Annotated in this window: 12 protein-coding genes and 1 riboswitch; of the genes, 3 read left to right on the forward strand and 9 right to left on the reverse strand. The window is 67.5% G+C overall.

Annotation, left to right across the window (positions count from 1 at the left end):
• Positions 1-43: 43 nt before the first annotated feature.
• The 4 genes from AC1DFC_RS25230 to AC1DFC_RS25245 form a co-directional block, all read right to left on the reverse strand.
• On the reverse strand, positions 44-631 hold the full coding sequence (locus tag AC1DFC_RS25230; RefSeq protein WP_413336096.1) for an amino acid synthesis family protein: 588 nt from the start codon (positions 629-631) through the stop codon (positions 44-46).
• 155 nt (positions 632-786) lie between these two features.
• Positions 787-1428: an amino acid synthesis family protein gene (locus tag AC1DFC_RS25235; RefSeq protein WP_007831883.1), complete on the reverse strand. Its 642-nt coding sequence runs from the start codon at positions 1426-1428 to the stop codon at positions 787-789.
• A gap of 21 nt (positions 1429-1449) precedes the next feature.
• The gene (locus tag AC1DFC_RS25240) at positions 1450-2355 is read right to left on the reverse strand and encodes a UPF0280 family protein (protein WP_007831885.1); all 906 of its coding nucleotides are present in this window, start codon (positions 2353-2355) and stop codon (positions 1450-1452) included.
• 155 nt (positions 2356-2510) lie between these two features.
• Positions 2511-4127, reverse strand: coding sequence for a 6-hydroxynicotinate reductase (locus tag AC1DFC_RS25245; RefSeq protein WP_478180211.1), 1617 nt, complete (start codon positions 4125-4127; stop codon positions 2511-2513).
• 323 nt (positions 4128-4450) lie between these two features.
• On the opposite strand from AC1DFC_RS25245, the gene AC1DFC_RS25250 reads away from it, so the two are divergent.
• The 3 genes from AC1DFC_RS25250 to AC1DFC_RS25260 are packed head-to-tail and all read left to right on the forward strand — an operon-like array spanning position 4451 to position 7145.
• Entirely contained in the window at positions 4451-5224 is a 774-nt protein-coding gene (locus tag AC1DFC_RS25250) for a ferredoxin--NADP reductase (protein ID WP_007831891.1), read from the forward strand.
• 17 nt (positions 5225-5241) lie between these two features.
• Positions 5242-6000 (forward strand): TetR/AcrR family transcriptional regulator, encoded by a 759-nt coding sequence (locus AC1DFC_RS25255; RefSeq protein WP_007831892.1) that lies wholly within the window; start codon positions 5242-5244, stop codon positions 5998-6000.
• The gene (locus AC1DFC_RS25260) at positions 5946-7145 is read left to right on the forward strand and encodes an amidohydrolase family protein (RefSeq protein WP_007831894.1); all 1200 of its coding nucleotides are present in this window, start codon (positions 5946-5948) and stop codon (positions 7143-7145) included. Before AC1DFC_RS25255 ends, AC1DFC_RS25260 begins: the two co-directional genes overlap by 55 nt.
• Before the next feature lie 19 nt (positions 7146-7164).
• On the opposite strand, the gene AC1DFC_RS25265 is transcribed toward AC1DFC_RS25260, so the two are convergent.
• From AC1DFC_RS25265 to AC1DFC_RS25285, 5 genes are all read right to left on the reverse strand, one after another.
• Positions 7165-7566: a GtrA family protein gene (locus tag AC1DFC_RS25265; protein ID WP_007831902.1), complete on the reverse strand. Its 402-nt coding sequence runs from the start codon at positions 7564-7566 to the stop codon at positions 7165-7167.
• Positions 7563-8558 carry a glycosyltransferase family 2 protein gene (locus AC1DFC_RS25270; protein ID WP_478180212.1) on the reverse strand — a complete coding sequence of 332 codons (996 nt, stop codon included), beginning with the start codon at positions 8556-8558 and terminating at the stop codon, positions 7563-7565. Before AC1DFC_RS25270 ends, AC1DFC_RS25265 begins: the two co-directional genes overlap by 4 nt.
• On the reverse strand, positions 8555-10366 hold the full coding sequence (locus AC1DFC_RS25275) for an ArnT family glycosyltransferase (RefSeq protein WP_007831904.1): 1812 nt from the start codon (positions 10364-10366) through the stop codon (positions 8555-8557). Before AC1DFC_RS25275 ends, AC1DFC_RS25270 begins: the two co-directional genes overlap by 4 nt.
• A gap of 52 nt (positions 10367-10418) precedes the next feature.
• Positions 10419-13133 (reverse strand): methionine synthase, encoded by a 2715-nt coding sequence (metH, locus tag AC1DFC_RS25280; protein ID WP_478180213.1) that lies wholly within the window; start codon positions 13131-13133, stop codon positions 10419-10421.
• A 79-nt stretch (positions 13134-13212) separates the two neighbouring features.
• Positions 13213-13288: riboswitch (S-adenosyl-L-homocysteine riboswitch) on the reverse strand.
• 66 nt (positions 13289-13354) lie between these two features.
• Positions 13355-13792 (reverse strand): PACE efflux transporter, encoded by a 438-nt coding sequence (locus AC1DFC_RS25285; protein ID WP_007831914.1) that lies wholly within the window; start codon positions 13790-13792, stop codon positions 13355-13357.
• Positions 13793-13876: the final 84 nt, after the last annotated feature.

Here is a 13876-nt window from a genome sequence, read left to right on the forward strand (position 1 = left end):
AGAAGAAAACGGCGTGAGTGGATGCGGGGCGGGCGGGACGGCGTTAGCGCAGACCGTCTTCGCCCTTGATTTCGCTGACCTGCAGGCCGCCAATGCGCGGCAGCGGACGGCCGCTGCCGGTGACTGCGACCGCCACCACGATCTCGTTGGCACGCGGCGCATCGCTCACGCGGGCTTCGATGGCGTCGAAGTGGCTGCGAACGAAGGCCGCGTCCTTATGGCCGAGCGGCACGTCGATGGCAGTGCCCAGCGTGCCCAGCTTCTTGGCCGAAGGCACGAGCGCCGCGCCCTTCTCGACCGCCGCGCGCAGCGGCGCGCCGAGCTTGGGATGCAGGATGGCAGCAGCGTGTTCGAGCTCGCCGCGCTCGCCGACGATGGCGGCCTTGCCGTAGCTCTGCGCCTGGCCGGGCTCGATGCCGAGCGCCTTCACGGCCTTCTGGCCCAGCAGCGCGCCGAGTTCTTCGCCGATGGCGATGAGTTCGTCGAGGTTCTCGCTGTAGCGCCCCGCGTAGGGGTTCTCGATGACGGCGATGGCGACGGCGCGGCGCGTGGGCGGCGTGACGTCCTGGCCCATCTCCTTGCGGGTTTCGTCGACCTGAACGACGAGCTTGCGGATGTTGGCGGTAGTCATTGGCACACCCCCAGGCTGCGCGCACTGCGTGTCGCTGCGCCAACCCCCTTGCAGGGGGCAACACCTGCGGCCCGGCAAAGCCGGTTCCGCGGTGTCCTTGAATCGAAGAGGCTCAGGTTGGTTTGCGAGGTTTTGGTCATGGTCATAGTCCTTCTTCAGCGCAGGCCGTCCCATTTGCTGATGTCTTTGGCAAGCAGGCCGCCGACGCGGGCGTGCACGCGGTAGCCGGTGCTCATGGCGAGGATGAAGACGATCTCGTCGGCCGCAGGCGCGCCGGGCACGCGCACTTCGATGGCGTCGAACTGGCCGCGCACGTAGCTCGCGTTGATGTTGGTCAGCGGCACGTCGAGTGCGGCACCGGGCGGCCCGACCTTCTTGGTCGAGGGCACGATGGACAGCGCATTGCCTGGCTGGCCGGTTTTCTCTTCGGCCTTGCCCGCGGTGTAGGCCGCGCGGCTGCCCTTCCAGCCGAGCAGTTCGCGCATCGCGTAGCCGCCGGGCACATGCCACAGTGCGCCGTGCTCCAGCTCGCCATCGGCGCCGACGATGGCGCCCTTGCCGTAGGTGGCGATCTGCTCAAGCGGCACGTCCATGGCGGCGTGCAGCCTGTGCGCCATGTCGACGCCCACGGGGTCGAGCAGCGCCATCATCGGAAGGATGTCGGGCTCGTAGCGGCCGGCGAAAGGATTGGTCAGCACCGCGCCGATGGCACCGCGCACCAACGGGGTGTCGGCACGCGGTCCGAACTCGTGGTGGATGTGCTCGACATGGGTGAAGACGCGGCGTATATCGATCATGAAAAAGGACCTTGCTTTTCGTTAAGCAAATACTGAACCAACTGCTTTCGGCAGCACTGTCTGCAGCGACTTCGAGCATAAGGGCTCGACAAGTCGAAACTGCCCCTGGCAAACGAGTAGAACGGCCCAGGCGAGCCCCCCTTTTTGCAGGACCTTGGCGCAGATCGCGCCCGTATCGAGTGCGCTTTTGACCTGCGACGGTGCGAGCGTCGGCACGTCGACGGTGACGAGCATGTCGCCGAGGTCGCTGTCGTCCTTGCATTCGTTCGCGGGGCGGCGCGCGATGGCGTCGTCGTCGACATCGACGGCGTTGGCGATCACTGTCGCGGCGGCGTCGGCCTGCGCTGCGGTGGCGGCCAGGACCGTCACGCTGTCGGCGATGCCCAGCGAAAAGCTGCGCCCGCGCCAGCCGCTGGTGGCGACGCCGCGCACGGGCTGGTCCGCGTGCAGTTCGAACTGGCCGTCTGTGGTGAGGGCGCCGCCGTGGTCGCGCCAGTCGAAGCGCGCGAGGTCGGCGAACACACCCACGCGCGCCGACTGGCCGGGCGCGAGGTGCAGTGCGATGTCGCCGCCGTTGTTGATCCACGCGCGCTCGATGCCGGGACGGTCGTAGAACGCGATCAGCTCCTGCGCGACCGAGCCCGCGACTGCCGCCATGGGCGTGATGAACATCGGCGAGAACGCGGCGCAGGCGTCCCACATGCGCCTGGCGACCACGCCTCGCGGACGCATGTCGTCGCTCACGGGCAGGCGCAGCAGCGGCAGCTCGCGCACGAGCTCGTCGAGCACATGGACGAAGCGCGCCCACGCAGCGTCGTGCGCGGCCGCCACGGCGTAGGGGTCGCCGTGCGCCTCGGCCACGATGTCGATCGGGCCGTGGTTGAAGTGCCAGCGGCCGCTGTCGAGGGCACTGCGTTGGGCGCTCATGGCTGCGCGCTCCCGTCTTTCTCCCTCCCCTCCCGGGGGAGGGTCGGGGTGGGGGCACGCGGCGTATCCATCGGGCGCTCTGCCCGCCCCCATCCCAGCCTTCCCCCAGAGGGGGAAGGAGCCACAGCCATGGCGCACGTCGACGCGAGCATTTATCAACCCAGCATGGGTGCGTGGCCGAGCGGCCACGGGTTGGCATCGTCCATCGCGAGCCATTGGCGTGCGAGCGGTGCGCCGTCTTCCTGCCATGCACCGCGCGCGAGCGCCTGCTCGAGCGAAAAGATGTGCTCCATGTGGCCGCCGAGCGCGGCGTAGTCGTCGCGCCGCATGCTGAACTCGATGGGCGCGACGATGGCCGGCGTGGGCACGGTGCCGAAGCTGTTGTCGGGCATGCGCATGACATCGGCCATCACGGTGATGCCGCCGCCGGGCCACACGTAGGCCGGCGCGCCGCCGCAGGTGACGTTGACCAGCGCGCGCTTGATGGCCCGCGTGAGCAGCACCGGGTTTTCGGTGACGCCCGCGCGCAGGCTGCCACCGGCGCCGCCGAGGAACAGCACGGTGCACAGCGAAGGCTCGCAGTTCTCGCCGATGCGATCGACGATGCGCTTCACTTCGGGCGGCATCGGCTGTTCGACGGGCTTGAGCGCATCGTCGAGCACGTACCACTGCGCGTGCTCGCCGGTGGTCGAGGTCATCAGCAGGCGCAGGCCGGGCCGCGCCACGCCCTCTTCCCAGCCCTCGATGATCGCCAGCGGATCGGCGATGTCGGTGCCGCCCCAGCCGTTGCCCGGATTCGCCACCTGGAAGTAGCGCCCCGGCGTCGACTTGCGCCCCAGCATCTGGATGCCCGAGGGCGCCATGTCGAGGCAGCGGCCGGCCTGGTGCTCGGTGAGCACGCCGGTGATGTGGTCGTCGACCACCACCACCTCGTCGGCCACGCCCGCGAACTGGCGCGCGAAGATGCCGACCGCCGCCGAGCCGCAGCCCACGCGCATGCGCTGCTCTTCCACGCCGTTGACGATGGGCGCCCTACCGGCCTGAATGACAAGGGTGGAGCCGCCGTCGATGGTGCACTCCACGGCCTTCTTGTTGCCCAGCAGCTGCATCAGCTCGGCCGTCATGCGGCCTTCTTTCTTGCTGCCGCCGGTGAGGTGGTGCACGCCGCCCAGCGAGAGCATCTGCGAGCCGTACTCGGCCGTGGTGACGTGGCCCACGACCTCGCCGCGGTAGCGCACGTTGGCCTGCTCGGAGCCGAGGAAGCGGTCGGTGTCGATCTTCACCTTGAAGCTGCAGTAGCTGAAGATGCCTTCGGTGACGACGGTGACCATGTCGACGCCCTGGGCTTTGGAAGCCACGATGAAGGGCGCGGGCTTGTAGTCGGGGTAGGTGGTGGACGAGCCCACGCCGGTGACGAAGACTTCGTCGGCGTGCAGCAGGTCGCCGTTCCAGTCGGGGGCCTGCGCCGTGGCGGGCTCGGCGCCCGGGCGATCAAAAGGCACCAGCGCCGGCGCCTCGCTCTCGATCGTCCGGCGCAGCAGCACCACCGGATCGACGCGCACCAGCACGCCGTCGCGATTGGCGTAGCGGTCGCAGGCGCCGGTGCGGCCGTCGGAGATCTGGCACAGCACCGGGCAGGCGTTGCACTCGACCTTGGCAGTGCTCATGCGCTCGTTGCGCGGCGGCGCCTTGCCGAAGGCGCCGCCGCCGGCTTCGGCCACCACGGGCATGTCCATGCCGGGGAGGCCATCTGTCTTGGTGTGTTCTGTCATCGGGGCGATCTCGTGGGCGTTTCGGTGATGTGCGGGGGCAAATCCTGGCTGCCGGGGTTTGCAACAAACGTGCCGTCAGCCCGCTTGTGCACCGACTTCCGTTTGTGTAGCATTCCCTACACTTTCATGTTGCGTTCACTACATTCGCAGTCAATGTAGCAAACGGGCCCGATGCTTGCAATGGTGTTTTCTCGCGCTGTCCGTCGGGGTTTTTCCGACCAACGACAATGGAGGGTTCGCAGCCGGCCGGCGGCCGCATGCCCCAAGGGCGTGCATCCCGGCCCAGCCACCTTCCACTGTTCCAACCAACTCTTGAGTTCCGTATGAGTGCATTCAGCGAAGAACGCGTCCTGAGCGTCCACCACTGGACCGACCGCCTGTTCACCTTCACCACCACGCGCGACCCGGCGCTGCGCTTCTCGAACGGTCATTTCACAATGATCGGCCTGAAGGTCAACAACAAGCCCCTGCTGCGCGCCTACAGCATCGTGAGCCCGAACTACGAGGAGCATCTCGAGTTCCTGAGCATCAAGGTGGAAGAAGGCCCGCTCACCTCGAAGCTGCAGCACATCCAGGTGGGCGACACCGTCATCGTGGGCCGCAAGCCCACCGGCACGCTGCTGATCGACTACACGCTGCCGGCCAAGCGCCTGTACCTGTTCGGCACCGGCACCGGCCTGGCACCGTTCATGAGCATCATCCGCGACCCCGACACCTACGAGAAGTTCGAGCAGGTCATTCTGGTGCACGGCGTGCGCCAGGTCGACGAGCTGGCCTACCACGACCTCGTGATCGACCACCTGCCCAAGCACGAGTTCCTGGGCGAGATGGTTGCCAAGCAGCTGCTCTACTACCCGACGGTCACGCGCGAGGAGTTCCGCAACCAAGGCCGCATCACCGACCTCATCGAGAGCAACAAGCTCACCGACGACCTCGGCCTGCCCCCGCTCAACGTCGAGGAAGACCGCGTCATGCTGTGCGGCAGCCCCGGCCTGCTGGTCGACCTGAAGCACATCCTCGAAAAGCGCGGCTTCAAGGAAGGCAACACCTCGACGCCCGGCGACTTCGTCGTAGAGCGCGCGTTCGCCGAAAAATAAGCAGGGCGCCGCGCGCAATGGCCGACAACCGCACCGCCGCCAAGCCCCAGCGCCGCACCGGCGTGCGCGAGGCCGCGGCGCAGGCCACGCGCGACAGCATCCTGAAATCGGCGACCAAGGTGTTCGCCCGATACGGCTACGACGGCGGCAGCGTGGAGAAGATCTCCAAGGCCGCGAAGTCGTATGACCGGATGATCTACTACTACTTCGGCAGCAAGGAAGGCCTGTTCATCGCGGTGCTCGAGGGCATCTACCAGCGCATGGACGATGCCGAGGCCGCCATTGCGCTCGACGCCTCGCGGCCGGTGGAGGCGTTCACCGAAGTGATCCGCTTCGTGCTGGGCTACTACCGCAAGAACCCCGAGTTCGTCACGCTGCTGAACACCGAGAACCTGCACAAGGGGCGGCACATCTCGAAGTCGCTGCGCGCGCGCGAGTATTCGTCGCGGGCGGTGGCGATCATTGCGGAGATCCTCGCCAGTGGGGCGGCGCAGGGCCTGTTCCGCAAGGACCTGGTGGCGCGCGACATCTACCTGCTGATAGCGTCCACCGGCTATTTCTACACCTCCAACCGGCACACGCTCACCGCCTTCCTCGGCGAGCCGATGGAGTCGCCGGAGGCCGTCGCGCACTGGGAAGACTTCGTGATCGAGACGCTGCTGCGCACGGTGCGCGCGGACGAGCCGCAAGACAACACATCACCCCACGAGGACACATCGAAATGGCAGAAATCGCAGCCGGCGGCAAGTCGGGCAAGGTCGTCATCAAGAACATAGGGCTGCTGCTCTCGGGCGACATCGACAAGCCCATCCTCGACGCCGACACCATTGTGGTGAACGACGGCCTGATCGTGGCGGTCGGCAAAGAGAAAGACTGCGACCTCGAAGGCGCGCAGACCGTGATCGACGCACGCAAGACCTGCGTGGCACCCGGCCTGATCGACAGCCACGTGCATCCGGTGTTCGGCGACTGGACGCCGCGCCAGGGCCAGATCGGCTGGATCGACTCGACCATGCACGGCGGCGTGACGACGATGATTTCCGCCGGCGAAGTGCACCTGCCCGGCCGCCCCAAGGACATCGTCGGACTGAAGGCGCTGGCCATCACCGCGCAACGCGCCTTCGACAACTTCCGCCCCGGCGGCGTGAAGGTGCTCGCCGGTGCACCCGTCATCGAGAAGGGCATGGTCGAGAGCGACTTCAAGGAACTCGCCGAGGCAGGCGTGGGCCTGCTGGGCGAAGTGGGACTGGGCTCGGTCAAGGCCGGCTACGAGGCCAAGGAAATGGTGGCCTGGGCGCGCAAGTACGGCATCCAGAGCACGATCCACACGGGCGGCCCGTCGATCCCGGGCTCGGGCCTGATCGACAAGGACGTGGTGCTCGAAGCCGACGCCGACATCATCGGCCACATCAACGGCGGCCACACCTCGCTGCCCGAGGCGCATGTGTGCGAGCTGTGCGAGAAGAGCTCGCGCGCGATCGAGATCGTGCACAACGGCAACGAGAAGGTGGCCATCGCGGCGGCCAGGGCGGCGCTGGAGCTGAAGTGCCCGCACCGCGTGATCCTCGGCACCGACGGGCCGGCCGGCTCGGGCGTGCAGCCGCTGGGCATCCTGCGCATGGTGGCGATGCTGTCGTCCATCGCGAACATCCCGGCCGAGCTGGTGTTCTGCTTCGCGACCGGCAACACGGCGAAGATCCGCAAGCTCAACTGCGGGCTGATCGAAGTGGGCCGCGATGCCGACTTCGTGTTCATGGACCGCGCGCAGCATTCGCCCGCACCGGGCCTGCTCGAAAGCGTCCAGCTCGGCGACATTCCGGGCGTGGGCATGGTGATGATCGACGGCATCGTGCGCTGCGGCCGCAGCCGCAACACGCCGCCCGCGACCGAAATTCCGGTCGTCGTTTCCGGCGCGCACTGAGCGCGCCGTGCCGGCGGCTTCAGCCGCCGCGGTGCGAGCGAAAGACCAGGTAGCGCGCCGACAGGAAGTTGGCGCTCATGCCGGCGAGGCTGCCCAGCGCCACGCCCAGGGCCGCGGCCCAGCGCCCGTCGACCCAGTGCAGCGTCAGCACGTAGGCGCCATAGTTCAGCACTGCGCCGGCGGCCATGGTCGCCAGGTAGCCCAGATATTCGCGCCAGAGGGAACGGCCGGCCGCTGCGCTGGCCGCGAAGGTGTAGCGGCGGTTGAAGGCCCAGGTGGTGGTCGCCGCCGCAAGGAACGACACCACGCGCGCCGCATACCAGCCCAGCAGCGGCGCCAGCAGGTACAGCACGACCACGTCGACCACGAGCCCGATCACGCCGACGGCGGCGAACGAGAGGAACTCGCGTGCGATCTTCATCGCGAGGTGCGTGAAGCGCGGGTCGCCTGCTCGCGCACGCCCGGAATCGCGAGATAGCGCAGCCGCTTGGCCTCCCGCCGCCCCAGCGTGATGGCCTGCATGACGACGCCGCACACGAAGGACAGCATGGCCGCCAGCATCGCGCCCGTGGCCAGCACCGCCGTGGGGAGCCGGGGCACCAGGCCGGTGTGCATGTAGGTCATGACGAGCGGCAGGACCAGTGCGATCGACATCAGCACGAGCAGCCCCCCGATGATCGAGAAGAACTGCAGCGGCCGCTCGCTCACGAACAGCTTGCAGATGGTCTTCAGGATGCGCCAGCCGTCGCGGTAGGTCGAGAGCTTGCTGACGGAGCCTTCGGGGCGCGTGCTGTAGGCGGTGCCTTCCTCTGCATAGGGCATGCGCAGTTCGAGCGCGTGCACGGTGAGCTCGGTCTCGGTCTCGAAGCCCCGCGACAGCGCCGGGAACGACTTGGCATAGCGCCGCGAGAACACGCGGTAGCCCGAGAGCATGTCACTGAGGCCACCTCCGAACAGCTGCGCCACGGCGCCCGTGAGCATGCGGTTGCCGAGGCGGTGGCCGGTGCGGTAGGTGTGCGCGTCCTGGCCGTCGTCCACACGGCTGCCGACCACCATGTCGAGGTTGTCGTTCACCAGCCGGTCGATGAGCCGGCGCGCGGCGCCGGCGTCGTAGGTGGCATCGCCGTCGACCATCACGTACACGTCGGCCTCGACGTCGGCGAACATGCGCCGCACCACGTTGCCCTTGCCGCGCAGGGCCACGTGCGTGACGATGGCGCCGGCCGCGCGCGCCACGGCGGCCGTGTCGTCGCTGGAGTTGTTGTCGAAGACGTGGATCTCGGCCTCGGGCAGCGCGGCGCGAAAGCCCGCGACCACCTGGGCGATGGCCAGCGCCTCGTTGTAGCAGGGGATGACCGCGGCAATGCGCAGGCCGGTGTTGCCTGGAACGGCGAGGGAATCGGTGTCGGTCATGGTGCGGCGGGAAGGATACGGTAGACCCGGCTGCCGTCTTTCTCGTACTCCACGGCGAAGTACTTGTCGAAATCGATGCGCGCGCTGAACACGGGCACCACGGAGTCCGGCAGGACCACCGCGGTGAAGCCCATGTCGCCGAGCTTGCGCGCGAGATCGCCGCCAGACAGGCGCCCGAAGTCGGTGTAGCGCCACGGCCCGAGCGTGTCGCCCCAGATGGGGTTGGGGCCGTAGTAGATCGCCTCGTTCAGCGCGATCTGGTAGACGCGGCCGGTGGCGTTGCGGCGCAGGTAGTCCATCACAGCGTAGCCCGGCACGTGCCGGCGCAGCACGGCCTCGCGAGCCTCGGGCGTGATCGAAACCATCGCGACCTTGGCGGCGGTCTGGCGCACCGAGACGGCGGCCAGCACGGCCAGCAGCAGCACGGCCACCCAGTCGCCTACGCGGGCCGGCGTGCGCCGCGTGACGGCAGCAGGCGGCGCGTCCTGCGCCGTGTTCCTGGCGCCGAACATGCGGCGAACGCCCGAGACGATCCAGCCGAACAGCACCTGCCAGCCGATCGCCGCGATCGCGGCCAGCAGCGGGAACGAGGCCGTCAGGTAGCGCGGATAGCGCGAGGTCACGACCCAGACGGCCACCGAATACAGGCAGAACCAGCCGGCTGCACGCACCGCCGCCGAACGCTTCCACCACACGCTGAACGGCGCGAAGAACACGGACCAGATCAGCGCGTTGGGCAGCTCGGCGTGCACGCGCACGTCGGCCACCTGCTGCACGTAGTCGGCCGGTGTCCACTCGGTGAAGCCGAACACGCGCGCGCCGATGGGGTTGAACGGGTCGCCCGTCATGATGGCGTTGCGCGCATACCAGTACACGCACGGAACCAGGAAGCAGGCGAACACCAGCGCCCAGGCCCGGGGCCGGCGCTCGTGCCGGATGACGAACACCGCCACCAGCGGCAGGAAGATCAACGCCTGGTACTTCGAGCCAGCGGCCACGCCGAGGCAGAACGCGGCCACGCCGAGCCAGCGCATGCCGCCGTGCACGGACTTGCCGGGCTCCGATTCGCGCCACCACCACAGCGCCACGCAGGCCGACAGCACGAACAGCGCCACGCCCATGTCGATCAGCGCGTTGGAGTAATCGCCGAGCCCCAGCCAGATGGCCGCGCCGATGCAGGCGGTGAGCCGGTTGGCGTGCAGGATGCCCAGGCGATAGACCATCACCACCGACAACGCACCCGCCAGCGCATTGAGGAAGTGCGGCAGCACGTCGTCGCCGAACTGCAGCGCGGCGGCGTAGAGCAGGTTGTAGTTGTACGGGAACCAGGGATAGCGCAGCCAGTCGTGGATGCCCAGCGAGCCCTGCTGTGCGACCTGGCGCGCGTACGGCAGGTGGTACATCAGTTCGTCGAAGGCAATCGGCGGCACGAGCGGCGCCACCAGCGCGGGCAGCGCGACCAGGGCCAGCGCAATCAGCGCGATGCGCTCGACGTAGGTCCACGGCGCGGCGGGTTCGTTCGCGCGCAAGGCGCGCCGCTCGCGCAGCCACGACGGAAGCTGGAGCGCAGCGGCCACCACGCCTGCCACCACGAGCGCCACGGTCGCGCCGGCCTTGAAAGCACCGAAGATGGCCAGCGCCTGGAAGGCACAGATGTACAGGCCGACCCCGAGCGCGACGGCCATGGCCGCTTCGAGCCCCGCATCGCGGCGCGGCGGCGGGGCCAGGCGGCCCAGCAGCGCGCGGCCGAAGCCCCAGCAGCCGATCACGAAGATCGACAAGGCCGCGTAATGCGCGGCTGCAAACATCAGCTTCTGAATAACAACTCCCGGCGCCGGGCGGCCGCGCCGGCCGGCAGGTTCAAAGATTGGGCGCCAGCAGACGCTCGAGATAGGACTCGCTCTCCTTGCGCCGCGCGGCCTGGTCCTGCAGCTGGTCGTGACCGATCTTGCCGACGTTGAAGTACGTCGAATCGGGGTGACTCAGGTAGAAACCACTCACGCTGGCGGCGGGCATCATAGCGAGGCTTTCCGTCAGGGTCATGCCAATGTCCGCGCAACCCAGAAGGTCGAACATCGGGCCCTTCACGCTGTGGTCCGGGCAGGCCGGGTAGCCGGGCGCGGGGCGGATGCCGCGGTATTTCTCCGCGATCATGTCGTCGTTGCTCAGGCTCTCGTCGCTCGCGTAGCCCCAGAGGTCGGTGCGCACCCGGTGGTGCAGCGACTCGGCGAAGGCCTCGGCCAATCGGTCGGCCAAAGCCTTGAGCATGATGGCGGAGTAGTCGTCGAGATCATCGACGAAGTACTTCTCTTTTTTCTCGACGCCCAGGCCGGCCGTGACGGCGAACATGCCGACGTAGTCCTTCACGCCGCTGTCCTTCGGCGCCACGAAGTCGGCGAGGCAGCGGCTCGGGCGCATCACGCCGTCGATCACCTGCTTCTCGGTCTGCTGGCGCATGCCGTACCAGGTGAGCGCGACTTCGCTGCGCGTCTCGTCGGTGTAGAGCTCGATGTCGTCGTCGTTCACCGTGTTGGCGGGCCAGAAACCGACCACGCCGCTGGCGCTGAGCCAGCGGCCTTCGATCAGGCGCTTGAGCATGCGCTGGCCGTCGGCGTACACGCGCACGGCCTCGGTGCCGACGATCTCGTCCTTCAGGATGGCGGGGAACGGGCCGGCCAGGTCCCAGGTCTGGAAGAACGGGCCCCAGTCGATGTACTTGGCCAGCTCGGTGAGGTCGAAGTTCTTGAACACGCGCCGGCCGATGAACTTGGGCACCGGCGGCAGGTAGTTCGCGAAATCGACGGGCGTCTTGTTGGCGCGTGCCTTCGCGAGCGGCCACATGGGCACCTGCTTCTTGTTGGCGTGCTGCTGGCGCACCTTGTCGTAGTCGGCGTTGATCTCGTCGATGTAGGCGGTGGCCTGATCGCTCAGGAGCGACTGCGCCACGCTCACGCTGCGCGAGGCGTCGGGCACGTAGACCACGGGGCCTTCGTAGTGCGGCGCGATCTTCACGGCCGTGTGCACGCGGCTGGTGGTGGCGCCGCCGATCAGAAGCGGAATCTTCTTGATGCGGAAGTGGTCGTCCTTCTGCATCTCGCCGGCCACGTACTGCATCTCTTCGAGGCTCGGCGTGATCAGGCCCGACAGGCCCACGATGTCCGCACCCTCGACCTTCGCCTTCGCAAGAATTTCGTGGCACGGGACCATCACGCCCATGTTCACCACTTCGAAGTTGTTGCACTGGAGCACGACGGTCACGATGTTCTTGCCGATGTCGTGCACGTCGCCCTTCACGGTGGCGATGATGATCTTGCCCTTGGTGCGCACGTCGCGGCCCGCGGCCTCGTCCTGGCGCTTTTCTTCCTCGATGTAGGGAATGAGGTGGGCCACGGCCGACTTCATGACGCGGGCGGACTTCACCACCTGCGGCAGGAACATCTTGCCCTGGCCGAACAGGTCGCCCACGATGTTCATGCCGTCCATCAGCGGCCCTTCGATCACGTGCAGCGGGCGGCCGCCCTTGGCAAGGATCTGCTGGTAGGCCTCTTCCGTGTCTTCCACGATGAAGTCGGTGATGCCGTGCACCATCGCGTGCGACAGGCGCTGGTTGACCGGCACCGGGTTCTCTGGCGTGCCGCGCCATTCGAGCTTCTTGCTGTCGTCTTTCGCACCGCTCTTGGCGGTCTCGGCCACCTCGACGAGGCGCTCGCCAGCGTCGGGACGGCGGTTCAGCACCACGTCCTCGACGCGCTCGCGCAGCTCGGGTTCGAGGTCGTCGTACACGCCCACCATGCCGGCGTTGACGATGCCCATGTCCATGCCCGCCTGGATGGCGTGGTACAGGAACACGGTGTGGATCGCCTCGCGCACCGGGTCGTTGCCGCGGAAGCTGAAGCTCACGTTGCTCACGCCGCCCGAGACCTTGGCGCCCGGCAGGTTCTGCTTGATCCAGCGCACGGCGTTGATGAAGTCGACCGCGTAGTTGTCGTGCTCCTCGATGCCGGTGGCAATCGCGAAAATGTTGGGGTCGAAGATGATGTCCTCGGGCGGGAAGCCCACCTCGTCCACCAGGATGCGGTAGGCGCGCTCGCAGATCTCGATCTTGCGTTCGTAGGTGTCGGCCTGGCCCTTCTCGTCGAAGGCCATGACCACGGCGGCGGCGCCGTAGCGCTTCACGAGCTTGGCCTCGTGCTTGAACTTGTCGACCCCCTCCTTCATGGAGATGGAGTTGACGATGCCCTTGCCCTGGATGCAGCGCAGGCCGGCCTCGATGACCTCCCACTTCGAGCTGTCGACCATCACCGGCACGCGCGCGATGTCGGGCTCGCTGGCGATGAGGTTGAGGAAGCGCACCATCGCCGCCTTGCTGTCGAGCATGGCCTCGTCCATGTTGATGTCGATCACCTGCGCGCCGTTCTCGACCTGCTGGCGCGCCACGGCCAGGGCTTCTTCGAACTGGCCGTTCAGGATCATCCGCGCGAAGGCCTTGGAGCCGGTGACGTTGGTGCGCTCGCCGATGTTGACGAACAGCGTGCCCGCTCCGATGGCGACCGGTTCGAGGCCGGACAGCTTCATGGGCGGGGGAACAACGGGGGCGGAATCGGGGGTAGCTGGAGCGGGAATCTGGGACATGGCCTCACCTGCGGAAGAGTCGGACAGGCGAGCGTCGTTGTCGCCCCAAGCCTGACGGCCGGCCTGCGAGGCCCACCGCTGCAACGCTCCTTGGGAAGTGGCGCATTTTAGGTCGATTCAACCGGCCAAGGTAAAAGCCCCCGTTTCCGCTCCCGCCCGCCGGCTCAGGCGGGTTGCGCCTCGCCCATGGCCGAAGCCGGCAGGCCGAACACGCGATCGAAAGCCCAGTTGAAGACGAAGGTGTAGACCAGGAAAAACACCACCAGCCCCAGGTCCATCACCAGCGCCTGCCAGAGCGACACGCCCAGGCCCCAGGCGAACATCGGCACCAGGAAGGCGATCAGCCCGCCCTCGAAGCCGATGGCATGGGCGACGCGGCGGCGCACGCTGCGCCCGCGCACGGCCTGGCGCGACTCCCAGCGCTCGAAGAGCGCGTTGAAGACCAGGTTCCAGATCACCGCGATGACCGAGGCGGCCACCGCCAGCACGCCGGAATGGCCCAGGCCGGCGTCCGTCATCAAGGCCAGCCCGGCGCTGGCGGCGACGATGGCGATGCCTTCGTAAAGGGTGATGTAGACGATGCGACGCTGAATGCCCTGCATGACGCTTTTCTCCTGGTTCGTGGCTGCGATGTCTGGACTTTATGTGTCACCCGCTGATATAAAAAGTTAACTTGTTTCAGTTTT

This window comes from Variovorax sp. 10L421 (assembly GCF_056395365.1).

Coding starts and splice junctions, on each gene's coding strand:
- AC1DFC_RS25255 (WP_007831892.1), top strand. CDS start 5,242: ATGGCCGACAACCGCACCGCCGCCAAGCCCCAGCGCCGCACCGGCGTG.
- AC1DFC_RS25270 (WP_478180212.1), bottom strand. CDS start 8,558: ATGACCGACACCGATTCCCTCGCCGTTCCAGGCAACACCGGCCTGCGC.
- AC1DFC_RS25230 (WP_413336096.1), bottom strand. CDS start 631: ATGACTACCGCCAACATCCGCAAGCTCGTCGTTCAGGTCGACGAAACC.
- AC1DFC_RS25260 (WP_007831894.1), top strand. CDS start 5,946: ATGGCAGAAATCGCAGCCGGCGGCAAGTCGGGCAAGGTCGTCATCAAG.
- AC1DFC_RS25275 (WP_007831904.1), bottom strand. CDS start 10,366: ATGTTTGCAGCCGCGCATTACGCGGCCTTGTCGATCTTCGTGATCGGC.
- AC1DFC_RS25245 (WP_478180211.1), bottom strand. CDS start 4,127: ATGACAGAACACACCAAGACAGATGGCCTCCCCGGCATGGACATGCCC.
- AC1DFC_RS25240 (WP_007831885.1), bottom strand. CDS start 2,355: ATGAGCGCCCAACGCAGTGCCCTCGACAGCGGCCGCTGGCACTTCAAC.
- AC1DFC_RS25265 (WP_007831902.1), bottom strand. CDS start 7,566: ATGAAGATCGCACGCGAGTTCCTCTCGTTCGCCGCCGTCGGCGTGATC.
- AC1DFC_RS25250 (WP_007831891.1), top strand. CDS start 4,451: ATGAGTGCATTCAGCGAAGAACGCGTCCTGAGCGTCCACCACTGGACC.
- metH (WP_478180213.1), bottom strand. CDS start 13,133: ATGAAGCTGTCCGGCCTCGAACCGGTCGCCATCGGAGCGGGCACGCTG.
- AC1DFC_RS25235 (WP_007831883.1), bottom strand. CDS start 1,428: ATGATCGATATACGCCGCGTCTTCACCCATGTCGAGCACATCCACCAC.
- AC1DFC_RS25285 (WP_007831914.1), bottom strand. CDS start 13,792: ATGCAGGGCATTCAGCGTCGCATCGTCTACATCACCCTTTACGAAGGC.